The organism is Micromonospora sp. RP3T (assembly GCF_003027925.1).
Classification (GTDB): Bacteria; Actinomycetota; Actinomycetes; order Mycobacteriales; family Micromonosporaceae; genus Micromonospora.
In genome coordinates, this window is sequence record NZ_PYPS01000001.1 from 259,287 (window position 1) to 280,775 (window position 21,489).

Annotated in this window: 24 protein-coding genes; 12 read left to right on the top strand and 12 right to left on the bottom strand. The window is 74.3% G+C overall.

Features of this window, described 5'->3' with window-relative positions; all coding sequences use genetic code 11:
* Positions 1-24: 24 nt before the first annotated feature.
* From C8054_RS01240 to C8054_RS01250, 3 genes are all read right to left on the bottom strand, one after another.
* On the bottom strand, positions 25-204 hold the full coding sequence (locus C8054_RS01240; protein ID WP_107154794.1) for a hypothetical protein: 180 nt from the start codon (positions 202-204) through the stop codon (positions 25-27).
* Positions 205-266: 62 nt separating this feature from the next.
* Positions 267-614 (bottom strand): thioredoxin, encoded by a 348-nt coding sequence (gene trxA, locus C8054_RS01245; RefSeq protein ID WP_107154795.1) that lies wholly within the window; start codon positions 612-614, stop codon positions 267-269.
* Positions 584-976 carry a MerR family transcriptional regulator gene (locus tag C8054_RS01250; RefSeq protein ID WP_107154796.1) on the bottom strand — a complete coding sequence of 131 codons (393 nt, stop codon included), beginning with the start codon at positions 974-976 and terminating at the stop codon, positions 584-586. Before C8054_RS01250 ends, trxA begins: the two co-directional genes overlap by 31 nt.
* A gap of 174 nt (positions 977-1,150) precedes the next feature.
* Between C8054_RS01250 and C8054_RS01255 the strand changes: the two genes are divergently transcribed.
* On the top strand, positions 1,151-1,828 hold the full coding sequence (locus tag C8054_RS01255; RefSeq protein WP_107154797.1) for a dienelactone hydrolase family protein: 678 nt from the start codon (positions 1,151-1,153) through the stop codon (positions 1,826-1,828).
* A gap of 100 nt (positions 1,829-1,928) precedes the next feature.
* On the opposite strand, the gene C8054_RS01265 is transcribed toward C8054_RS01255, so the two are convergent.
* Complete coding sequence (locus C8054_RS01265) at positions 1,929-3,152, bottom strand: AI-2E family transporter (protein WP_233219415.1); 1,224 nt, start codon at positions 3,150-3,152, stop codon at positions 1,929-1,931.
* Positions 3,153-3,281: 129 nt separating this feature from the next.
* Here C8054_RS01265 and C8054_RS01270 point away from each other — a divergent pair, with 129 nt between their 5' ends.
* Complete coding sequence (locus C8054_RS01270) at positions 3,282-3,464, top strand: antitoxin (RefSeq protein ID WP_107154798.1); 183 nt, start codon at positions 3,282-3,284, stop codon at positions 3,462-3,464.
* 129 nt (positions 3,465-3,593) lie between these two features.
* On the opposite strand, the gene C8054_RS01275 is transcribed toward C8054_RS01270, so the two are convergent.
* Positions 3,594-4,007 carry a pyridoxamine 5'-phosphate oxidase family protein gene (locus C8054_RS01275; protein WP_107154799.1) on the bottom strand — a complete coding sequence of 138 codons (414 nt, stop codon included), beginning with the start codon at positions 4,005-4,007 and terminating at the stop codon, positions 3,594-3,596.
* Between the two features lie 265 nt (positions 4,008-4,272).
* Between C8054_RS01275 and C8054_RS01280 the strand changes: the two genes are divergently transcribed.
* Complete coding sequence (locus tag C8054_RS01280) at positions 4,273-6,009, top strand: trypsin-like serine protease (RefSeq protein WP_107154800.1); 1,737 nt, start codon at positions 4,273-4,275, stop codon at positions 6,007-6,009.
* Positions 6,010-6,161: 152 nt separating this feature from the next.
* On the opposite strand, the gene C8054_RS01285 is transcribed toward C8054_RS01280, so the two are convergent.
* From C8054_RS01285 to C8054_RS01295, 3 genes are all read right to left on the bottom strand, one after another.
* Positions 6,162-6,497: a YkvA family protein gene (locus C8054_RS01285; protein WP_107154801.1), complete on the bottom strand. Its 336-nt coding sequence runs from the start codon at positions 6,495-6,497 to the stop codon at positions 6,162-6,164.
* 41 nt (positions 6,498-6,538) lie between these two features.
* Positions 6,539-7,375 carry a hypothetical protein gene (locus C8054_RS01290; protein ID WP_107154802.1) on the bottom strand — a complete coding sequence of 279 codons (837 nt, stop codon included), beginning with the start codon at positions 7,373-7,375 and terminating at the stop codon, positions 6,539-6,541.
* Between the two features lie 142 nt (positions 7,376-7,517).
* Positions 7,518-7,910 (bottom strand): hypothetical protein, encoded by a 393-nt coding sequence (locus C8054_RS01295; RefSeq protein ID WP_107154803.1) that lies wholly within the window; start codon positions 7,908-7,910, stop codon positions 7,518-7,520.
* A 208-nt stretch (positions 7,911-8,118) separates the two neighbouring features.
* Here C8054_RS01295 and C8054_RS01300 point away from each other — a divergent pair, with 208 nt between their 5' ends.
* A complete protein-coding gene (locus C8054_RS01300) occupies positions 8,119-8,721 on the top strand; it encodes a lipocalin family protein (RefSeq protein WP_107154804.1) in 603 nt (200 codons plus the stop codon).
* Between the two features lie 86 nt (positions 8,722-8,807).
* Here C8054_RS01300 and C8054_RS01305 read toward each other — a convergent pair whose 3' ends face one another.
* The 3 genes from C8054_RS01305 to eccB form a co-directional block, all read right to left on the bottom strand.
* A complete protein-coding gene (locus tag C8054_RS01305) occupies positions 8,808-10,070 on the bottom strand; it encodes a WXG100 family type VII secretion target (protein WP_107154805.1) in 1,263 nt (420 codons plus the stop codon).
* A complete protein-coding gene (locus C8054_RS01310; RefSeq protein WP_107154806.1) occupies positions 10,063-10,434 on the bottom strand; it encodes a hypothetical protein in 372 nt (123 codons plus the stop codon). The genes C8054_RS01305 and C8054_RS01310 overlap by 8 nt, the downstream gene beginning before the upstream one ends.
* 104 nt (positions 10,435-10,538) lie before the next feature.
* Entirely contained in the window at positions 10,539-12,017 is a 1,479-nt protein-coding gene (eccB, locus tag C8054_RS01315) for a type VII secretion protein EccB (protein WP_107154807.1), read from the bottom strand.
* Between the two features lie 160 nt (positions 12,018-12,177).
* On the opposite strand from eccB, the gene C8054_RS01320 reads away from it, so the two are divergent.
* A complete protein-coding gene (locus tag C8054_RS01320) occupies positions 12,178-13,347 on the top strand; it encodes a type VII secretion protein EccE (RefSeq protein WP_107154808.1) in 1,170 nt (389 codons plus the stop codon).
* Here the strand turns inward: C8054_RS01320 and eccD are convergent.
* On the bottom strand, positions 13,331-14,728 hold the full coding sequence (eccD, locus tag C8054_RS01325) for a type VII secretion integral membrane protein EccD (protein ID WP_107154809.1): 1,398 nt from the start codon (positions 14,726-14,728) through the stop codon (positions 13,331-13,333). The two genes, C8054_RS01320 and eccD, sit on opposite strands and share 17 nt — an antisense overlap.
* Before the next feature lie 154 nt (positions 14,729-14,882).
* On the opposite strand from eccD, the gene eccCa reads away from it, so the two are divergent.
* The 7 genes from eccCa (at position 14,883) to C8054_RS01360 (ending at position 21,482) form a co-directional block, all read left to right on the top strand.
* Positions 14,883-18,848 carry a type VII secretion protein EccCa gene (gene eccCa, locus C8054_RS01330; protein ID WP_107154810.1) on the top strand — a complete coding sequence of 1,322 codons (3,966 nt, stop codon included), beginning with the start codon at positions 14,883-14,885 and terminating at the stop codon, positions 18,846-18,848.
* A gap of 78 nt (positions 18,849-18,926) precedes the next feature.
* On the top strand, positions 18,927-19,337 hold the full coding sequence (locus C8054_RS01335) for a YbaB/EbfC family nucleoid-associated protein (RefSeq protein ID WP_107154940.1): 411 nt from the start codon (positions 18,927-18,929) through the stop codon (positions 19,335-19,337).
* 13 nt (positions 19,338-19,350) lie between these two features.
* Positions 19,351-19,644 carry a hypothetical protein gene (locus C8054_RS01340; RefSeq protein WP_107154811.1) on the top strand — a complete coding sequence of 98 codons (294 nt, stop codon included), beginning with the start codon at positions 19,351-19,353 and terminating at the stop codon, positions 19,642-19,644.
* Between the two features lie 31 nt (positions 19,645-19,675).
* Positions 19,676-20,404: a hypothetical protein gene (locus tag C8054_RS01345; RefSeq protein WP_107154812.1), complete on the top strand. Its 729-nt coding sequence runs from the start codon at positions 19,676-19,678 to the stop codon at positions 20,402-20,404.
* A 14-nt stretch (positions 20,405-20,418) separates the two neighbouring features.
* Positions 20,419-20,688 carry a hypothetical protein gene (locus C8054_RS01350; protein ID WP_107154941.1) on the top strand — a complete coding sequence of 90 codons (270 nt, stop codon included), beginning with the start codon at positions 20,419-20,421 and terminating at the stop codon, positions 20,686-20,688.
* 175 nt (positions 20,689-20,863) lie between these two features.
* A complete protein-coding gene (locus tag C8054_RS01355; RefSeq protein ID WP_107154813.1) occupies positions 20,864-21,172 on the top strand; it encodes a WXG100 family type VII secretion target in 309 nt (102 codons plus the stop codon).
* 28 nt (positions 21,173-21,200) lie between these two features.
* Positions 21,201-21,482 carry a WXG100 family type VII secretion target gene (locus C8054_RS01360; RefSeq protein ID WP_013283773.1) on the top strand — a complete coding sequence of 94 codons (282 nt, stop codon included), beginning with the start codon at positions 21,201-21,203 and terminating at the stop codon, positions 21,480-21,482.
* Positions 21,483-21,489 lie beyond the last annotated feature (7 nt).

The following is a 21,489-nucleotide window of genomic DNA, read 5'->3' on the forward strand; positions in this document are numbered from 1 at the left end:
GCGGGACCGCGCGGTCCGCGTACCTCAGAACTGGCGACCGTTCGACGGACGCCCGCCGGCGTCGCGCGGCGCGACCGCCCGCGGGTCCTCGGGGGTACGCGCCGACGCGGCCCGGTCGGCCCACTCCGGCGAGCCCTCCAGCTCCTGTTCGCGACGCTTCTGGTCGGTGAGTTCCCGGTCTCGCTCCCGGTCCTGTTTCGCCATCGGAGATCCTCGCGATCGGTCGGGGTCCGTGGTCACGCCGCGCGTTCCCGCCCGGGCGGGGCTCAACCGTCCAGGTGGCGGGCGAAGCTCTGGCGGAGGTGGTTCTTCGGCCGGGAACCGACGATCGAGCCGACCACCTCGCCGTCGCGGAAGACCAGCATGGTCGGCGCGGACATCACCCGGTGGGCCCGCGCGGCGGCCGGGTTCTCGTCGATGTTCAGGGTGACGAAGCGCAGCGCGTCGCCGAACTCCTCGGCCAACTCGGCCAGGTGCGTCGAGACCACCCGGCAGGGCGGGCACCACTCGGCCCAGAAGTCGACCACCACCGGTCGGTCGGCGGCCAGCACCGTCGCCGCGAACGTGGCGTCGGTGACCGTGGTCAGTCGGCCGGTCTGCGTGTCCTGAGGCATGTTTCCTCCCGTTGGGCGATCGCGTGGGCGAGTTGGTCGTGCAGGCGGCGGCGGACCGCGCCGAGCCGGTCGAGGTAGTCGTCCACCTCGGCGAGCTTGCGTCGCAGCACCGCCACCGAGTCCGGGCAGACGTCGCCGGAGTGGTGCCCGGCACGCAGGCAGGCGACGAACGGACGGATGTCGTCCAGCCCGAAGCCGATCGCCAGCAGGGACCGGATCTCGTGCACGACGCGCAGCTCCGCCTCGTCGTACATTCGGTAGCCGTTGGCGGACCGGCGTGGCCGGACCAGCCCCTGACTCTCGTAGTAGCGCAGCGTGCGGGCGCTCGTACCGGCCCGTTCCGCCAGCTCCCCGATCCGCATCCGTGCCCCCGCCCGCCGTCCGTCCCTCGCCCGCCGACGCTAAACCTTGTCGCCGACGTCAAGGCAACCCACGCGCCCCCGTCCCTCCCCGCTGTCTCCTCGGCGATCATGAAGTTGGCGGGGTGGGGGAGCGCTCTCCCGGCCGCCAACTTCATGATCGCCGGGGGGCGGGGTATGCCGGGGACGGAGGTGAGGGGTGTGCGTGAGGTTTCGGTACCGGTGGTGGAGGGCGGGCTCACCGGGGACGTCTCCGTTCCGTCCGGGGCCGGTGGGGTGGTGCTGTTCGCCCACGGGAGCGGCAGTTCCCGGCACAGCCCGCGCAACGTGGCGGTGGGTCGGGCGCTCAACGCGCGCGGACTGGCCACCGTGCTCGTCGACCTGTTGACGGTCGACGAGGAGGCCCGGGACGAGGTCACCGCCGAGCTGCGCTTCGACATCGGGATGCTCGCCGAACGGCTGGCCGGCATCATCGACTGGATGGGCGCCGACCCGGAGCTGGGACGCCTGCCGTTCGGGCTGTTCGGCGCCAGCACCGGCGCGGCCGCCGCCCTGGTCGCCGCCGCGGCCCGCCCGGACCGGGTGGGCGCGGTGGTCTCCCGGGGCGGCCGGCCGGACCTGGCCGGCAGCTCACTGACCGCGGTACGCGCACCCACGCTGCTGCTCGTCGGCGGGCTGGACGAGCAGGTGATCACGCTCAACGAGCGGGCGCGGGACGAGCTGGGCGAGGTGGCGGAGCTGCGGATCGTGCCGGGCGCCACCCACCTCTTCGAGGAGCCCGGCACGCTGGAGCAGGTGGCCGACCAGGCCGGCGCCTGGTTCGTCGCCCACCTGCGCCACCCGCATCCGGCCTGAGCCGAGCGACGCCCAGGGCTGCCGGCGTCGGCGGCGTGGGTGTCGGACAAGCCTTCGAGGGGCGGCGGCCGGTGGCACGGCGTGGCCGGGGCCAGCCGGGTCAGCCGGTGGCGTCCACGCCGGCGGCTCGCGTGGTTCCGCCGGACCGGTGCCGCTGCACGGTGTCGAGCACCCGCCAGAGCACCGCGGCGATCGGCACCGAGACGAACGCGCCGGCGACGCCGGCGATGAGCGTGCCGGCGGTGACCACCACCAGGATGACCGCCGGGTGCAGTTGCACCTGTCGACGCATCACGAGCGGCTCCAGCAGGTTGCCCTCGATCTGCTGCACCGCGATCACCGCCGCCAGCGTGAGCAGGGCGGTGGTCGGGCCGTTCGCGGCCAGCGCGACGAGCACTGCCACCGCCCCGGCCACGGTGGCGCCGATGATCGGCACGAAACCGCCGAGGAACGTGATCAGCGCGAGCGGCAGTGCCAGCGGGACGCGCAGCACGACCAGCGCCAGCCCGATGCCGATGGCGTCGATCGCCGCGATGATCATCGTGCCCCGGCTGTACGCGCCGAGCGTCCGCCAGCCGGCCCGGCCGGCCTCGGCGGTCACGTCGCGACGCGGCCCGGTCATCCGGCGCAGCACCCAGTGCCACATCGACCGGCCGTCCTTGAGCAGGAAGAAGAGGAGGACCAGGCCGAGCAGCAGCGCGCCGGCCACCTCGGCGACCTTCTGCGCGCCGGCGACCGGGTCGGGGGCGCCGGCGCTGACGCCCTGCCGGATCTGCTCGACCAACTTGTCGAGCTGCTGGTCGCTGACCGGCAGCGTGGACGTGACGAAGTCACGGCTGCGTTGCAGGCCCTCGTCGAGTTGCTGGCTCAGCTCGCCGAACTGACTGGCGGTCAGGTTCCAGACCAGGATGCCGGCGCCGGCCAGCACCCCGAGCAGCAGCAGGACGGTGAGCAGCGCGGCCGGCGCGGCCGGCACCCGGAGCCGGCGCAGCCGCACCAGCACCGGGTCGAGCAGCGCGGTGAGGAACAGCGTGCCGGCCAACGCCACGGCCAGCGGCGCCAGCAGCACCGCGACCTTCCCGAGCAGCCACAGCCCGGCGGCCACCACCAGGAGGCAGAGGCTCCAGGTGACCGCCGTGCGCACCGGCCAGGGCAGCCCCGCCCACGTCTGCCGGGGCCCCACCCGCGCCGGCTCGGCATGAGCATGCTCGGCATGGGCCGCCTGGGCCTGGGCCGGCTCGGGATGGGCCGGCTCGGAGCGGGTCGGGTCGAACCGGGCCCCGGCGGGGCGTGCCGGGTCGGGCGTGCCAGCGTCGTCGTCCACGTCGCCTCCTCGATCGTGGCCGTTGGTACCCGACCCGGCGGAATCCGACACCCGGGCCGTCATCGCCCGCCCGGTGTTTGCCACCCCGGCCCCGGGGAAGGCTTTCAAGGTACCGAAGGGAGATGCGACATGAGTGACTTCATGGACAAGGCCCGAGACTTCGCTGACAAGCACGACAAGCAGGTCGACCAGGGCATCGAGAAGGCCGGCGACATGGCCGACAAGCGCACCGGCGGCAAGTACGACCAGCAGATCGACAAGGGCGTCGACATGGCGCAGCAGCGCACCGGCGAGGGCGACACCGGACGCTGAGCATCCGGACGACGGATCCCGGGCCACCCCGAAGCGGGTGCCCGGGATCCGGCGTGTCCGGCGCGTGTTCCGGGCCGCCGCCGACCCCGGGCAGCGGGACCCGTCGGCGGCGGGAGCCCGGCGGGCCGCTCAGTCGGGCAGGCTGCCCAGCAGGCGGGTCACCGCGATCTCCAGCACCACCCGTTCCGGGTTCGGGCGCGGCGTGCGGTAGCGCTCGGCGTACCGGCGCTCGGCCTCGGCCACCGACTGCGCGTCACGACGCACCACCGCCCGGCCCTCCACGGTCAACCACCAGCGGCCGTCGACCTGGCACACCGCGACCGGCGTGCCCGCCGGCCCCGCGCCCGCCACGTGCCGCGCCTTCGCCGAACCGCCCGAGGTGATCACGCGGGCCAGGCCGGCGTCCGGATCGAAGGTCACCCCGACCGGTACGACGTGCGGCGTGCCGTCGGCGCGCAATGTGGTCAACGTGGCGAGGTGCCGGTCGGCGAAGAAGCGCGCGACCCGCCCGTCGTGCGGGTCCAACCCGTGCCGCCCAGCCATGCCGTCTCCTCACTCGTCCCCGGGACCGATCATCACATGCCGAACCGGCGGCGCGCCGGACGACGAGACATACGCCATGTCCGATGTCCGAAGCAAGGCTGCCAGGTGTGCGCTTCTTCACGCCTAGGTGGACAGTGGGTGTACCGAACGCTTCATAAGGTGACCCCGTGTGCCCGCCGTCGCGGTGGGCGCCGTTCGAATCGGGGGAACCGTCGTGTCACTGTCCTACCGCCGTGTCGCCGTTCGCGGTGCCGGCCTGTTAGCCATGGTCCTGCTGGCCGGGGCCGCCGCCACACCCGTGCAGGCCGTCACCGGCGGTGCCGCCGTGACCGACGGCTCCTACGCCTTCGCCGCCAAGATCTCGATCGGTCCGGCCGACCGCTCGTGCAGCGGCGCGCTCGTCGATCCGTGGTGGGTGCTCACCGCCAAGAGCTGCTTCAGCTTCGACGGTCAGCCCGTCGTCGACGGCAAGCCGGCCCGGCCCACCACGGTCACCGTGGGGCGCTCCGACCTGACCACCTCGACCGGCGCCACGTCGTCGGCCTTCCGGGTCGTGCCGCACCCCGACCGCGACGTCGCGCTGGTGCGGCTGACCCGCCGGGTGGACGTCGCGCCGGTGGCGCTCGGCACCGCGCCGGTCGTGGGCGAGCAGCTCACCGCCGCCGGCTTCGGTCGCACGGCCACCACCTGGGTGCCGGACCAACTGCACACCGGGCCGTTCGAGGTGCAGAGCGTCGGCGCCGGCACGACCGGCATCCTCGGCACCGGCACAGCCGGCATCTGCCGGGGTGACCTGGGCGGCCCGACCGTCCGCACGACCGGCGGCACGCCCCGGCTGGTCGGCCTGCACCACTCCTCCTGGCAGGGCGGCTGCCTCGCCGAGACGGAGACCCGCCGGGACGCGGTGGACACCCGGGTCGACGACCTCGGCCCGTGGCTCACCGCCACCATGCCGCAGGGGCCGGCCACCGACCAGTACGCCGACATCAACTTCCTCTACGTCTACGCCAACGGCGACATCGCGCCGCAGACGTTCCCGGCGACGTCGACCGGCGGGTTCGGCAGCCCGCTCGGTGTCTGGCGGGGCGGCGCCGGCGCGTACGCCACGGACCGGGTGAAGGTCTTCAACGACGACTTCGACGGCGACGGCGTCGACGACCTCGCGGTCATGTCCACCACCACCGCCAACGCGTTCGCGCTGGACACGTTCGTCACCCGCCCGGACGGCACCCACGGCGCACCGGTCCGCTCCTGGACCTCGCCCAACTTCGGGCACCTGACCAGCATGAAGATGGCGTCGGGCGACATCAACGGCGACGGCCGGGCCGACCTCACCGCCTTCTACGGCTACGCCAGCGGTGACGAGGCGTGGATCAACTGGCTCGCCCGGCCCGACGGCGGGTTCGACGCGCCGATCGAGGCGTGGCGGGCGTCGAACTTCGGCAACTGGGCCAACACCAGCGTCTTCGCCGGTGACGTGACGGGTGACGGGCGGGCCGACGCCAGCCTCTTCTACGCGTACGCCAACGGCTCGATGGCGGCCATCACCTGGCCGGGGCAGGCGGACGGGAAGTTCGGCGCCGGCTACACCTCGTGGTCCGTCGCGGCGGACAAGGCGCCCGGCGCCCTCTCCACCCTGAAGATCGTCGACGGCGACTTCACCGGTGACGGGCGGGCCGACGTGGCCGCCCTCCAGACCAAGGACAACAAGCTGCGCCTGCTGACCTGGACCGGCAAGCCCGACGGCAACTTCACCGACCCGGTCGAGTCGTGGTCGTCGTCGATCTTCGGGCAGTTCACCAGCATCAAGCTGGTCGGCGGCGACTACACCGGCGACCGGCGGGACGACCTGGCCGTCCTCTACAAGTACCCGGACAACGGGCTGGGCCTGCACACGTTCACCTCGACGCCGACCGGCGGGTTCAACGTGCCGCTCGCCTCCTGGCGGGTCGGCTCGGGCGTCTACGGCTGGTGGCCGAGCATGCGGATGGACGGCGAGTAGGACCGACCGGACGAGCCCCGGACCGGCGTCCCTCCGTTCCTGCGGAGCGGCGTCGGTCCGGGGCCGTTCCAGGGGTCGGGAGCCGGGTCAGGCGGGGGCCGTACCTCTACCGGAGGCGTTAACGGGGGGCCCGTGCTTGCGGGGCGGCGCGGTCAGGGGCGGCGCGGCGGGGCGGCGGGCAACGACGTGGCGGGGGCGTCACGCGTCACGCGTTGCGCCGCCCGGTGCTTGGCCGCCAGCCGGCCCAGATAGAACAGCGCACCGGCCAGCACGCCCATGTCGTCCAGGTAGATCGGGTCGGGGAGCAGGTCCACCGGCAGGATCGTGTAGATCAGCGCGCCGTAGAAGGCGACCTTGCCGCCGGCGCCGAGCGCGCCCAGCATGCGACGGGTGCGGACCACCCGGATCGCGAGCAGCACCGCGCCGACCAGCGTCGCGGCCGCGACGACGGCGGCGACGACAACGAGCACCCACGTTTCACGGGACACGACACCACGCTAGCGGAGCCGGGCCGCCGCCGCCCGGACGCTCAGTACGCCGGCACGGCCGCCCGGCCCCGGGCCACCGGCGTCAGCTCCCGGGTGGTCTCCGCGACCGGAGTCGTGGTCGGCAACTCCCGCGTGCTCTCCGGGCCGGCGAAGCCCACGATGGAGAGTGCCGCCTGCGGCTCGACGACCGGGTGCAGCGCCGCGAACGCCTCCTCGCGCAGGCTCCGCGCCGCCGCGGCGGCCGTCTCGGCGGCCCGCCAGGCGGCCTGCTCCCGCTCCGACGCGGCACGCTGCCGGGCGAGCAGATTGTCCCGTACCAGCCGGCGCAGCAGCAGCTCCTGCTCCACCGGGTGCCGGCTCGGGTCCCAGCCGCGCCCGCCGAGGATGTCGCTGAGCTGCTGCACGCTGATCTCCTTGCGCCACTGGGCGTCCAGTGCCGCCCGGTGCAGCCAGCGCTCCCGGTCCGCGTACTCGGCCGGGGTGCGGGCGGTCCGGGGCAGCGGCAGGGCCGCGGCGGCGGCCAGCCGGCGGACGTCCTCCTCCGCCGCCTGGCAGGCGAGCCACGCCGCTTCGGCCTCGTCCTGGGCGGCCAGCCACTCGGCCCGACGCCGTTCGGCGGTCACCGTCGCGCGGGACGCGGCCACCGACACCTCGTCCGCGTACCGGGCCCGTTCCCGGGTCCGCTCACGGTCCTGCTCGGCCCGGTCGATGCTGCTCGGCCGGGCGGCGTCGCTGATCCGTTCGCCGAACACCGCGCGGAACCGGGCGGGGCGGACGACGAGCGCGGCGACCACGACCGCCGCCAGGGCGAGCAGGGCCAGCCAGATCACGGCGGCGGCGGGGACGTCGGGCAGGACGGTGGAGAAGACGGTCTGCATACCAGCACCTCGCGGTGGAACTGTTCACGATCAACGGGTGGGGCCCGGGCATCGGGCGGAGTGCGCGTCGGCGCGCGACGGGTGCGCGGGTGGGGTGGCCCGTGGTGGGGCCGCGCCGAGGCGACCGGAAAAAGGTGGCCCGTCAGGCGCGCGGCGGCCCGCGGCGGGCGATGGCCGCCCGGCCCGCGTCGTCGGTGAGCGTGACCTCGACGGCCGGGATCGGCGCGACGGACGCGTCGTCGAACCGGTCGGCGACGGACGGGCCGGTGGCCGGGTGGGTGACCGCCCACGCCGCGGAGGCGCCCGGCCCGGCGACCGACGTGGTCGACGCGGCCTCGCGGCCGGCGTCGACGGTCGACGTCGCACGGGTGTCGGTGACCGTGACGACGGCGGGACGCGTCACCGTGGCGGCGTCGGCGGAGGTCACGGCGATGCCCTGGAGACCGGCGATCAGCGCCAGCGTGGTCACGGCCGTGCGGGCGATCCGGCGCAGCATCGCCGTCCAGGCGGACGAGGCGAACGCTACGGGCAGCACCCCCTCAACCTATCGGTTGATGCCGGCCCCCGCAGCTCGACGATCTTCCCGGTTACGTGAGCCGGCCCACGGATCGGTGTGGACGGACCTACTTCTTCGCTTCGGAGCAGGTCAACGGATGCATCGACGACGATGAGATTGTCGACAGTTTTCGGCCGGTCGGGCGGGGCACACTGGCGCGGACGACCCCCCACCGCGAGGAGAAACCATGGGCGTACGCCGCACCACCACCGCGCTGGTCGCCGCGCTGACCGCCGCCACCGTCCTGGGCGCAACGCCGGCCCACGCCGCGACCACCTCGGTCGACACCGGGCCGCTGCGACCGGTGGCCGCCGTCGACGTCGACCGGTACGCGGGCGACTGGTACCAGGTCGCCGCCATCCCGCAGTGGTTCGAGATCCAGTGCTTCAAGAACGTCAAGGCCCGGTACGACATCCAGCCCGACGGGACCGTCGGCGTCCGTAACACCTGCCGGACGATCCTCGGCACCACGAGCACTGTCACCGGCCGGGCCCGGAGCGAGAACCCGCCCGCCGACTCGGCGCTCACCGTCTCCTTCCTCCGGCTCGGCGACCGGTGGATCTACCTGGGCGGCCCGAACTACGTGGTGATCGGGCTGGACCCGGAGTACCGCTGGGCGGTCGTCGGCGACCCGGACCGCAGCAGCGGGTTCGTGCTGTCCCGCCAGCCCGCGCTGGACGCGGCGCAGCTCGCCGACGTGCGGGCCACGCTCACCGACAACGGCTACGACCTCTGCGACTTCCGCACCACCCGGCAGGACGGCGGCGCCCGGGCCGGCGCGTTCTGCTGACGGCCCGGCCCACTTCGGGGGATGCGCGCCCCGACGCCGAACGGCGCGGCACCCACCGGGGTGTCGCGCCGTTCAGTCGTGCGAGGTCAGTGGCCGTCGATGACCGGCGGCGGGGCGGCCCGGCCGTCCCCCCAGACCATGTCGTCCTCGGTGAGCCAGGTCAGCCGGCCGTCGGACTCGTCGTCGTCGGAGTTGCCGCGTGCGCCCAGCACCCCGTTGCGGCCGGCCGTCGCGGGCCGCCCGCCGGTGCGACCGGTCGACCTGCCCTCCGGGTCGACGGCCAGGCTCCGGCCGGAGGTGAGCCGGCCGGTGCCGGCCGCCGAGCGGCTCTCCGCGCCGGGCACGCCGCCGAACCGGCCCGGGGCGGCGGGGTTGGCGGTGCCGGCGAGCGAGCCGGTGCTCAGCACGCCGGGGCCGCCGAAGAGCCCGCCCGCGCCGGCCGGCGCGGTCGGCTGGGCGCCGCCGGGACCGAAACCCGGGCCGCCGCCGATCGCCGGGCTGCCGGGGACGGTGGTCAGCGGGCCGGCGCCGGCCAGCGACGTGCCGCTCGGGTCGACAGTGCCGCCGGTCAGGACCGGGCCCGGGGCACCCGCGCCGGGGCGACCGCCCGGGTGGCCGCCCGGTGTGCCGTCGCCCGGTATGCCGCTGGTCGGGGCCGTGTGGTGCACGCCCGAGGTGGTCGCGGTGCCGTGCGCCCCGGGGCCGAAGCTGCCCAGGCCCGGGCCGGACGACGGCGTCTTCACCGACGGGCCGTCCTGCAGCGTCGGATCCCGCGGAGCGTGGTGGCCGGGCAGTTCGCTCCCGGGCGGCTCCGGCGCGACGACCCGGCCGTACGCCGAGAAGTCGTAACCCTCGGCCAGCTTCGCCACCACCCGCACCATCCGCTGGTGCGCCTTCTCCTGCTCGGCCTCGTCCTGCTGGTGGCCGATGATGCCACCGATCACCGCGCCCGGGCCGCCGCCGAGCAGGAAGCCCTTACCGGCGCCGGAGAGCAGCTTGTCGTGGTCGTCGGTCTTCTCCGGGCTCTCCGCCTCGGCCTGGGCGGCGCGCAGGTCACCGGCCATCATGTCCAGCGCCTGCCGGATGCCGGTCATGCCCTCGGCCAGGTCGCCGGAATAGCCGGCGACCATGGTGAGTCGGCGCTGGAACTCGCGGCTCGCGTCCCCGGTCCAGGTCTTCGCCAGCGCGTCCAGGTCGGCGGTGAGGTCACGGGACAGGTCGTCGAGCGTGCCCCTGAGGGAGGTCCAGCGGGCGCTCAGCCCGTCGATCTGCGCCGGGTCGCCGGCGTTGACGCCCTGGTAGAGCTCCTCGTGGCTGACGTGCTCGTAGCGCCGGGTGTACTCAGACACGGGGATCCTCCTTCGGCTGCGTCATCGCCTCGTTCAGCCCGGCTAGGGCGGCCGCGATGTCGGCCGCGGCGGCGGCGTTGCGGGCCTCGGCGGTCCGGTAGTTCTTCATGATCGTCGCGGTCGCCTCGCGGGCGGCCAGGATCGCCCGGCGCAGCCGGCCGACGTGCTCGACGTAGCTCTGGTGCGTCTCGGCGTACCGGCGTGAGTTGTCGGTCGCGTCGGTGAACGTGCCCAGCGCGGGGGGCCGGCACTGCATCTCGGTGTCGAGCGTGCGCAACACCGACTCGGCCTCGTGCAGACGCCGTTCGAGCCGCTTGTGGAAATCCTCCAGGGAGAGAACGTCGACTGTGGTGCGCCCGGTCATGGCGGAATCCCCGTTGTCCTCGTCGAGAGCCGGTGGCCGTGCTCAGATTAGTCGAACCGCGTCCACCCGGTTGACCCTCGGACGCGACGCTCCACGTCGGCCGGTCAGCCGCCCCCGACCTGGGCCGCCGCACCGTCCGGCGGGGCCGGCACGGGTGTCGCGACGCGCTCCGGCAGCGCCGTCGCGTCGAAGTACGCCATGGCGTCCGCGCGGGCCAGGGTCGGCCCGGTCGGCACCAGCGCCAGCAGCGAGGCGGGCACCGCCACCGGGCGCACGTCGCCGTAGCCGAGGGCGCTCCGCGCGTCCCCGGCGGCGGTGCCGAGCGGGTAGCGGATCCCCTGCGCGGTGATCAGGTAGACCGTGGCGCCGGCCGCCGGCTTGCCGCTCTCCCCGGCGGTGGCCTGCACCAACGCGCCCTTGCCGCCGGGCAGCAGCACGCTTTCGGCGGTACGGACCGCGTCCCGGGCACCCTGCCGCGCCGGCAGCGCGGTCGCCGCGGTCAGCTCCGCCGGCGGGGCGTCGAAGACCTCCAGCGTGGTGGCCGGCGGCTGGCCGGCCGGACCGGACCGGTAGGTGGCGCAGAGCACGGTACGGCCGGGGCGCACCTCGTGCAGCGTGGGCATCCGGGCCGGCAGCCCGTCCGCCTCCAGCCGCTGGTCGGTGTAGAGCCGGCCGGCCTCGTCCGGGGTGATCTCGGTGATCCCGCCGCCGCCACCGAGCAGCAGCCGGGCGGTGACCTCGCCGACCGCCGCCAGGCCCTGCCGGGTGAGGACGTAGAACTGGCCGGCGGCCTGGTAGACCTGACCGACCCGGGCCGGCCGGTCGGCCACCGTCAGCCCGCTCGGGCCGCCGTCCCCGCCGATCGTGGGCCGGCGCAACGCCGGGCCCACCGGCACCGCGTTGAGCAGTTGCGGGCCGACCGTGAGGTTGGCCGCGCCAGCCATCCGCAACGCCACCAGCGCCTGCTCGTCACCGGCCACGCGCAGCCGGGCACCGCCGGTCAGCAGCCAGCGGGCGTCGCCGGTGCGGACCAGGACGGCCCGGTCGGTGAGCGGGGTGCCGCCGGACAACGGCCGGTCGATCAGCAGCCGGGTGGTCGAGCGGCGCCTGTCGTTCGGGTCCGGCACGTCGCAGACCGACCAGGGGAGCCCGACCAGCGACCCACTGTCGGGCAGGTCGTCCGGCGCGCCCACGATGCCCACCATCCGGCCGCGCGGCCGGTCCCGGATCGACGCCTGCGACACGGTACGCACCGTCGCCGACGCGTCGTCGACGACGAGCCGGGCCGAGGCGTAGTTGAGCGTCGGGTGCAGCACCCGGTCGTCACCGAACCAGTAGGTGGCGCCGGTCTCCCGCTCGATCACCACCGTGTTCGGTTCGAGCGGGGCGGAGTTGCTGGTCAGTTGCCCGTACGCGCCCACGCCGCCGAGGACCACCGCCGCGGCGATGACGCTGCCGAAGACCGCCAGGCCGAGCCGGCGCATCGGCAGGTCGTTGGTCTCCGGGTCACCGGAGAGCAGCGCCGAGACGATGCGCCGGGTGACGAAGTGGTACGCCTGCACCTGATCACGGCGGGTCCGCATGACTAACCTCCGGGCCGGGTGGGCCCGCGACGATCAGGGCCGAACGGCGTCGCGGGCTTCCCTACGATAAGGGGCCGTCGGGGGTGCGCCGGACCCCGTCCGCCGCCCGGTGCACGCCTCCACCGGCAGGTGCCCACATGTCCAGAAGGGACGCTCACCGATGACGCAGCTCCAGGCGCCACCCGGTCGTACGGCGACCGCCCCCGCCCTGGCGGACCGGCCGGTCACGCCGGCGGACAGGCGACGCCGGGGCCGCCTGGGCCCGTTCGTCGTCGGTCAGCTCGTGGTGGCCGAGTGCGCCGCGCTCGCCGTCTGGTTCGCCACCGCCGGCCCGGCCTGGCTGCTCGCCACCGTGGCGCCGCTCGCGCTGCTCTCCGTGGTGGCCGCGTTCGCCCGGCGGGGCGGTCGCTGGTGGTACGAGGACCTGATGCTCCGCCGCCGGCTGCGCCGTCGTCGGGACCGTGCCCGGGGCGCGCTGCCGGCCGGTGACCCCCGGTTGGCCGCGCTCGCGCCCGAGCTGACAGTGGTGGAGCTGACCGAGCGCGGCACCCGGCTCGGCATCGGTCAGGACGACCGGGGCTGGTTCGCGGCGGTGGCGCTGACCGGTCGGCCCGCCGCGCCCGCCGGGTCGATCGAGGCGGCGACCGTGGACCGTGCCCTCGCGGTGCTCGCCGACTTCGCCGGCCCGGTCACCCAGACCCAGGTCGTCTCGCACACCCTGGTCTGGTACCCGGCGCCGGGGGCGGCCCCGGCCGCGCACCGCACCGTGTGGGTGGCGCTGCGGCTGGCCGTGGGTGACGCCCGGGCCGAGACGGTGAGCCGCGGCGGCGGCCTGCGCGGCGTGCACCGGACGGTGGCGGCCGGCGTGGGCCGGCTCGGCAAGGCGTTGCACGCCGCCGGGCTCGGGCACCGCGTGCTGGGTCGCGACGAGCTGCACGCGGCGGTGGTCTCCGGGGCCGGGCTCGACCTGGCGCCGGAGTCCCCGACCGAGACCTGGACCGGCCTGCGCGGGGGCGGCTGGACGCAACGCTGCCTGGCGCTGCGGGTCCGTCCCCACGGCTCGCTGGGCGCGCTGGTGGACGCGGTCACCGCCACCTCCGCGCCCTCGCACACGGTCGCGGCGGTGGTGCTCCCCGGTGGCCGGCGGCTCCCCCCGCTGCTGCGGGTGGCGGCCATGGACGGGCACGCCGAGGCGCTGGTGAAGGCCGTCCGGGAGATGGCCCGACGGGCCGGGGTGCCGGCCCGCCCGCTGGACGGCCAGCACGGGCCCGGCGTCTACGCCACCGCGCCGGTGGGCACCGCGATGGGCACCGTCACGGTCGAAGGTTGACGATCCAGCCGTACGCGCCGCAGACCCAGACGGCCAGCGGCACCAGCGCGACGATCAGCAGGATCTCGACGATGTCCAGGACCCGCCCCCAGACCGGGGAGATCCGCTTGCCGGCCACGGTGAGCCCGTAGACCAGGCTGATCACGGCCACCACGGTCAGCCCGCCGAGGATCAGGCCGAGCCGCACCGGCAGCGAGCTCGCGTCGAAGACCGCCGCGGCGACGAGCCCGAGGCCGAGCGTGCCGGCGAGCAGCACCGGGGTGCGTTGGCTGCGGCCGAGGAACGGGCGGGCCCGCAGCAGCGACAGCAGCGCGAGCACCAGGCAGAGCAGCACCGCCGGGAGCCGACCGTCGGCGGCCAGCAGCAGCTCCCCGCCGAGCACCAGCAGCGCGACGGTCCACAGCAGACCGGTGAGGAACCCGTCGGCCCGCTCGCTGTCGCGCAGCACGGACGGCCCGTCCACCGACTCGGTGTCGGTCTTCAGGTCCTCCGGGCCGGTCGGGATGGACGGCACCGGCAGCCGGGCGAGCCGGTAGGCGAGCATCGGCAGCGCCGGCAGCGCGCCGAACGCCACGGCCGACACCACCGCCGCCGAGGCGGCGGCGTCGATGTCGAAGGCCAGGCTGAGCACCGCGCCGAAGCCGACCGCCGCGCCCACGCCCACCGTGCCGAGGAACCACGGCGTCCGGTCCCCGACGGCGAGCGCGGCGAGCGCGCCGAAGAGCACCACGGCGGTGCCGGCGAGCAGGACGTGCGGGCTGGCCAGTTCGGTCAGCGGCCGGTCCCCGGCGAGCACCAGCAGGCCGCCGACGCCCGCGTGGCCGACCCCGACCAGGGCCAGCACCGCGCCGGTACGGCTGTCGCCGGCCGCCCGGGACAGCACCGCGGCACCGATCAACAGGGTCACCGCGACCACCAGGGCGGCCACCGCGCCGGGTAGCTGCGGCGGCCCGGCGAGCAGCGCCGCGACCGCGCCGGCGGCCAGCGCCGAGGAGGCGAGCAGCACCGCGTACGCGCGGGTGGTGCCCACCTGCCAGGCGCCGGCCCGTTGGGTGGTGGAGGTGGCGACGGCGTCCACCACGTCGTCGAAGACGATCTCGGGCGCGGTGGCGGCGCGCGGGTTGAAGTAGAGCACCTCGCCGTCGCGGACGTCGAGCTGCGCGGCGGTACGCCCGCCGTCGAGCGGCGGCCCGCCGAGGCGGGACAGGCTCCACCCGCCGTGCCCCACGCCCTCGTCGGCGAGCTCCTCGCCGGCGTGGCGCAGCAGCGTCGGCAGCAGGTCGGCCAGCGGCACGTCGGAGGGGAGGGCCAGGTCCATCCGGGTCCGCGGCGCCACGATCGTGATCCGGCTCAGCCCGCCGGTCGCCGCCTTCGTCGCCACAGTGGCCTCCTCGCGCTCGCCTACGATCCGCCCCGGCCGTCGACGTCGTCCCCACGGGTCCACGACGCCTCCGGGAGATTACCTACGATGGCTGTCGCACAGGTCGCCCACCCGACGCTCGCGGCGGTGGCGGACCTGCGGGGAGGGGAGAGCCGTGGGTACGGTGGTGTTCCGCCGGCCACCGCGTCAACCGGGGCCGGCGATGCCGCGCGGTGAGGTGCTGCTGGAGTCCCCGCCCGAGCTGCCGGAGCCGCAGGCCAAGGGCATGGGGCAGGTGCTGATGATCCTGCCGATGCTCTGCGGCGTCGGCGCGATGGCCTTCCTCTACGCCGGCCGTGGCGGCGGCATGATGACGTACGTGGCCGGCGGCCTGTTCGGCGTGTCCATGTTGGGCATGGCGATCGGCACGCTCGGCACCGGCGGCAACGACAAGGCGGAGCTGAACGCCCAGCGCCGCGACTACATGCGTTACCTGGCGCAGATGCGCAAGCGCACCCGGCGGGCGGCCGAGCAGCAGCGCGCGGCGATGACCTGGCGGCACCCGGAGCCGGACGCGCTCTGGTCGATCGCCGCCTCCCGCCGACGGTGGGAGCGGCGGCCCACCGAGGACGACTTCGGCGAGGTACGCATCGCGCTCGGCCCGCAGCGGCTGGCGGTGGAGATCGTGCCGCCGGAGACCAAGCCGGTGGAGGACCTGGAACCGATGAGCGCGATCGCGTTGCGCCGGTTCGTCCGCGCCCACTCCAGCGTGCCGGAGCTGCCCACCGCGCTGTCGCTGCGGGCGTTCGGCCGGATCGCGGTGCGCGGCGACCGGGAGCCGGTGCTCGATCTGACGCGGGCCGCGCTGGGCCAGTTGGTGACGTTCCACGCCCCGGAGGACCTGCTGGTGGTCGTGGTGGCCGCGCCGGACCGGCAGCCGGTCTGGGACTGGGTCAAGTGGCTGCCGCACGCCCAGCACCCGGGGCGTACGGACGCGGCGGGCGCGCGCCGGCTGGTCTTCGCCGGCCTGGCCGAGGCGGAGTCGGCGCTCACCCACGAGCTGGGTGGCCGGCCCCGGTTCGTCCCCGAGGCGAAGCCGCTCACCACCGCGCCGCACGTGGTGGTGGTGCTCGACGGCGGCGAGGTGTCGGCGACCTGCGCGCTGACCGGGCCGGGGCTGCTCGGCACCACGGTGGTCGACCTGTCCGGGGCGGTGCCCCGGGACGCCGGCCGCTGGCTGCTCGGCCTGGACGTCGGCGACGGCACCGGGCTCGGCCTGATCGGGGCCGCCACCGCGCCCCGGCTCGGCCGGCCGGACCGGTTGACCCGGCCGGCGGCCGAGGGATTGGCGCGGCAGCTCGCGCCGTTCCGGCTCTCCCCGCAGCAGGGTGCCAGCACCGACGAGCCGCTGGCCCGCAGCATGGAGCTGCCCGACCTGCTCGGCGTCGGCGACGCGGCCACGGTGGACGTCCGGCAGACCTGGCGGCCCCGCAACCAGCGGGACCGGCTGCGCATCCCGGTCGGCCTGGGGCCGGACGGCAACGTGGTCGAGCTGGACTTCAAGGAGTCCGCGCACGAGGGCATGGGCCCGCACGGCCTGGTCATCGGCGCGACCGGTTCCGGCAAGAGCGAGCTGCTGCGGACCGTGGTCGGCGCGTTGGCGGTGACGCACTCCTCGGAAGAGTTGAACTTCGTCCTGGTCGACTTCAAGGGCGGCGCGACGTTCGCCTCGCTCGACGCGTTGCCGCACACCAGCGCCGTGATCACCAACCTGTCGGACGAGCTGCCGCTGGTCGACCGCATGCGCGACGCGCTGGCCGGCGAGATGAACCGGCGGCAGGAGGTGCTGCGGGCGGCCGGCAACTACGTGTCCCGCTACGACTACGAGCAGGCGCGGGCGGCGGGCGAGCCGCTGGAGCCGATGCCCAGCCTGCTCATCATCTGCGACGAGTTCTCCGAGCTGCTGGCCGCCAAGCCCGACTTCATCGACCTGTTCGTGATGATCGGCCGGCTCGGCCGGTCGCTCGGCGTGCATCTGCTGCTCGCCTCGCAGCGGCTGGAGGAGGGGAAGCTGCGCGGGCTGGACACGCACCTGTCGTACCGGATCGGCCTGCGGACGTTCTCGGCCGTGGAGAGCCGTATCGTGCTGGGCGTACCGGACGCGTACGAGCTGCCGAGCGCGCCCGGGCACGGCTACCTCAAGACCGACACGGCCACCATGCTGCGGTTCCGCGCCGCCTACGTCTCCGGCCCGTACCGGGCGCCGGGGCAGGTGCGGCGCTCCGCCCGGGCGCAGGTGCAGCGCCGGATCGTGCCGTACGGCGTCGACCACGTGCCGGTGCCGGCGCTGCCGACCGCGGCCGAGACCGCGCCGGAGCCCGAGCAGACCGGCGACGGCAAGGCGGTGTCCACGCTGGACGTGCTGATCGGCCAGCTCGCGGGCCGGGGCCGTCCGGCGCACCAGGTCTGGCTGCCGCCGCTGGCCGAGCCGTCCGGGTTGGCCGAGCTGCTGCCGCCGTTGAGCGTGCACCCGACGTTCGGCCTGACCACCGCGGAGTGGTCGGGCCGCGGCCGGCTCGCCGTGCCGGTGGGCATCGTGGACCGGCCGTACGAGCAGCGCCGCGACCCGATGATGGTCGAGCTCGCCGGCGCCGGCGGCAACGTGGTGATCGTGGGCGCCTCGCTCAGTGGCAAGAGCACCATGCTGCGCTCCCTGCTGGCCGCCCTGGCGCTCACCCACACGCCGCGCGAGGTGCAGTTCTTCTGCCTCGACTTCGGTGGCGGCGCGCTGCGCAGCCTGGACGCGCTGCCGCACGTCGCGGGCGTGGCCGGCCGGCGCGACACCGAGGCGGTCCGCCGGACGGTGGCCGAGGTGGTGGCCGTGCTCGACGAGCGGGAGAACCGGTTCACCCAGCACGGCATCGACTCGGTGGCGAGTTACCGCCGGCGGCGGGCGGCCGGGGAGTTCGCCGACGACCCGTTCGGGGACGTCTTCCTCGTCGTGGACGGCTGGAACACGCTGCGCCAGGAGTACGAGGAGCTGGAGCAGACCATCACCAACCTGGCCAACCGGGGGCTGGGCTTCGGCGTACACGTGGTGGTCACGGCGGTGCGGTGGGCGGAGATCCGGATCAGCATGCGGGATCTGCTCGGCACCAGGCTGGAGCTGCGGCTGGGTGACCCGGCCGAGTCGGAGATCGACCGGCGGGCCGCGCAGAACGTGCCGGTCGGCGCGCCGGGCCGCGGCCTGACCCGCGACAAGCTGCACTTCCTGACCGCGGTCTCGCGGATCGACGGCAGGCGCGACATCGAGGACCTGACCGAGGCGTCGGTCGCGTTGGCCGGGCACGTGGCGGCGAACTGGCCGGGCCGGCCGGCGCCGAAGGTCCGGCTGCTGCCCCGCAAACTCACGGTCGGCGAGCTGGCCACTGTGGTCGACCGGGCCGTCCCGGGCATTCCGATCGGGGTGAACGAGTCGGCGTTGGCCCCGGTCCACCTGGACCTGGCGGGCGAGCCGCACCTGACCGTCTTCGGCGACGCCGAGTGCGGCAAGACCAACCTGCTGCGGCTGATCGCCCGGGGGATCGCCGAGCGGTACACGCCGGCGCAGGCGCGGTTGGTCATCGCCGACTACCGGCGCGGCCTGCTGGGCGCGGTCGAGGGTGACCACCTGCTCGACTACGCGCCGTCCAACCAGGTGTTCAGTCAGGGGCTCGGCTCGATCCGCAGCGCCCTGCAGAACCGGCTGCCGGGCCCGGACGTGACGACCGCGCAGCTCCGCGACCGGAGCTGGTGGAAGGGGCCGGAGCTGTACATCCTGGTGGACGACTACGACCTGGTCGCCTCCGGTGGGAGCAACCCGCTCAGCGCGCTGCACGAGCTGCTGCCGCAGGCGCGGGACATCGGCCTGCACCTGATCGTCACCCGGCGGGTGGGCGGCGTGGCCCGGGCGCTCTACGAGCCGGTGCTGCAACGCCTGCGCGAGCTGGACTCGCCGGGCCTGCTGATGTCGGGCAGCCGGGAGGAGGGCGCGGTCTTCGGCAACCTGCGGCCCGGCCCGCAGCCGCCGGGCCGGGGCACCCTGGTCCGTCGCCGCGACGGCCAGCAGTTGATCCAGACCGCCTGGGCGGAGCCGGCCTGACGGGTCGGACGGGTCGGACGGCAAACCGTCGGTCCGGTAGCGTCGGCGCGACGTCGCGAGTGTGGAGGGGAGCCCGTGGTGAGCAGCCCGTCGGGTATCGGTGGAGCCGTGGAGAGCCTGTTGCGGCAGGCCCAGGAGCAGCAGCGCCGGCTGGCCGAGCTTCAGCAGCAGCGGGCGGAGCTGCGGGTGGCCGGGGAGAGCCCGGACGGCCTGGTCCGGGTGACTGTCGACGGGGAGATGAAGGTCGGGGACATCGAGCTGAACGCCCGGGCCATGCGGCTGGACAGCTTCTCGCTGGCGGAGTCGGTCCAGGCCGCCGTCGACGCGGCGTACGCGGCCTTCGCGGAGCGGCAGCGGGAGATGCTGGCCGAGACGCTCGGCGATTCCGACCTGGCCCGCCGCGCGCAGGACGGCACGCTGACCCCGGAGGACTGGTTCCGCCAGTTCGGGGTGGACCTGTCCGACCCGACCCGCGGTCTGCGGCGCTGAGCGGGGGCCGACGATGGCGAACACGGTGGACGTCGACGCGATCCGCAAGGCCGGCCGGATGCTCGACGCGCCGGACGGCCCGATCCAGTACCTGCGCAACGTGCAGGCGCTGCTGGGGGACGTGAAACTGCCGGGCGGCGCGTTGAGCATGTTCGGCCACGGTGCGGTGGAGCGGCACAACGCCTCGGTGGACGGGCACCTCGACAATGTCCGGGCCGGTATCGAGCACCTGCACCGGGCCGCGGAGCAGCTCGAACAGAGCGCGAAGAACTGGGAGAAGTCGGATCAGCCCTGGGTGGTCAAGTGACCGGCCGGGCCGACCAGGGGGAGGACGCCTGATGCCACCGGAGATCTTCATCGCCAACGCCTCCGGCTCGGTGACCGGCACGGTCTCGGTCGCCGAGACGACCGCGCCGGTCCGGTCGGCGGCGGCGATCGCCCGGGGCAACCTGATGTGGATCGCCGCCTCGGCGGGGCTGATCGGCGCCATCCTCTACCTGGAAATGTTCGACAACCAGCAGGTCAACGAGACGATCAAGAAGTGGGAGGAGGCCGCGCGTCTGCTCGGATCGGACCAGTTCGGCGCCGCGATGGCGGCGGTCCCGCCGGACGCGAAGGAGTGGGACTTCGACGACCGCGACGCGTTCGACCTCTTCGTCCGCAAGCTCGGCGCGGAGATCGACTCGCTGGCCGACGCGTTCAACACCAACAAGGAGACGCTCACCTCGGCCCGGGACGCCTACAACGACGCGGTCTCCGGGTTCGCCCAGGCGATGATGCCGGTCCTGGTGGCGGTGATCGCCTCGATCGCGCTCCAGTTCTTCCCGGCCACCTCCGCGTTGGCGCAGGCCATCGGCATCGCCGGCCTGACGGCGACCGCCGCCATCCTGGTGATGGTCTTCGGTGACATCGGTGCGCTCCTGCACGCCGTGATGGCCGGGTTCAACACCGACAGCCGGGTGATGTTCGCGGCGGAGTCCCGGCCCGGCTGGGCGCCCACCGGCACCGACCCGGGGATCAAGGACATCAAGATCGACTGGGTCAAGGACAGCAAGTTCTACCAGTGACGGGAGCCGACCACGTGGACACGCTGATCACCTGGTTGTTCGTCTACTTCGTGCTCACCATTCCGGGCTTCCTGGTGCTGGCCCTGGTCGCCGGGCTGACCCGCTCGCCCCGGCTCCGGCTGGCCGCCGAGGTGGTGGTGCTCAGCGGCTGTGCCGCGCTGCTGGTGGTGGTGGTCGAGCGCGCCTTCGACAAGCCGTTGCTGTGGCTGGCTGTCGCGCTGCTGGTCGCGGTGCTGGTCTTCGGCGTGACGCTGCTGGCCAGGACGCGCCGCGACCGGTTCTGACCACGACTCCCATGTCCGGTTCGGACGGTCCGCTTCGGATCGTTCGGCAGGGCTGCGCGGTTTGGACGTCGTCCGCTACGGTTCGCTTGATGTGCCGTCGGTGGGGTGGGTTCGCCTTGCCGCGGGGGAGGGCGCGGCGGATCCGCCGCCACAAGATGACGGAAGGGTGTGAAGCATGGCGTTCGAGGTCAGTGCAGCGAGTCTGCACACCGCCGCGAGTGACGTGCGGTCCACGCGCAGCGATGTCGACGGTGAGCTCAAGAAGCTGTGGAACGTGGTCGACGACCTGGCCATGGCCTGGAAGGGGCAGGCTTCCACGGGCTTCCAGGGCCTGATGACCCGCTGGACCGAGGACACGAACAAGCTGCTCACGGCGATGGACAACATCGCTGACCTGCTCGACAAGTCCGGCACGACGCACCAGGTCAACGACGAGGAGCAGCAGCAGATGCTGGACAAGTTCCACGCTGCGCTCAACCCGTGATCCGCGCAGACAGGCAGAGGGGGAATCGATGAGCATCAAGGTTGACTACGCCGTCCTCGAGAGCAGCAACCAGCAGATGCAGGCCATCTCGCGGACCATCGACGAGAAGCTGGACACGCTGCGGGCCATGCTGACCAAGCTCGAGTGGGAGGGCCAGGACCGGGCCGCCTACCAGCAGCACCAGGCCCAGTGGGATGCCGCCGTGCGGGACATCAACAAGGTCCTCAACGAGATCGGCGGCGCGGTGGGCATCGCGCGCGAGAACTACATGACCACGGAGATGAGCAACTCCAAGGTCTGGGGCAACTGACCTCGAC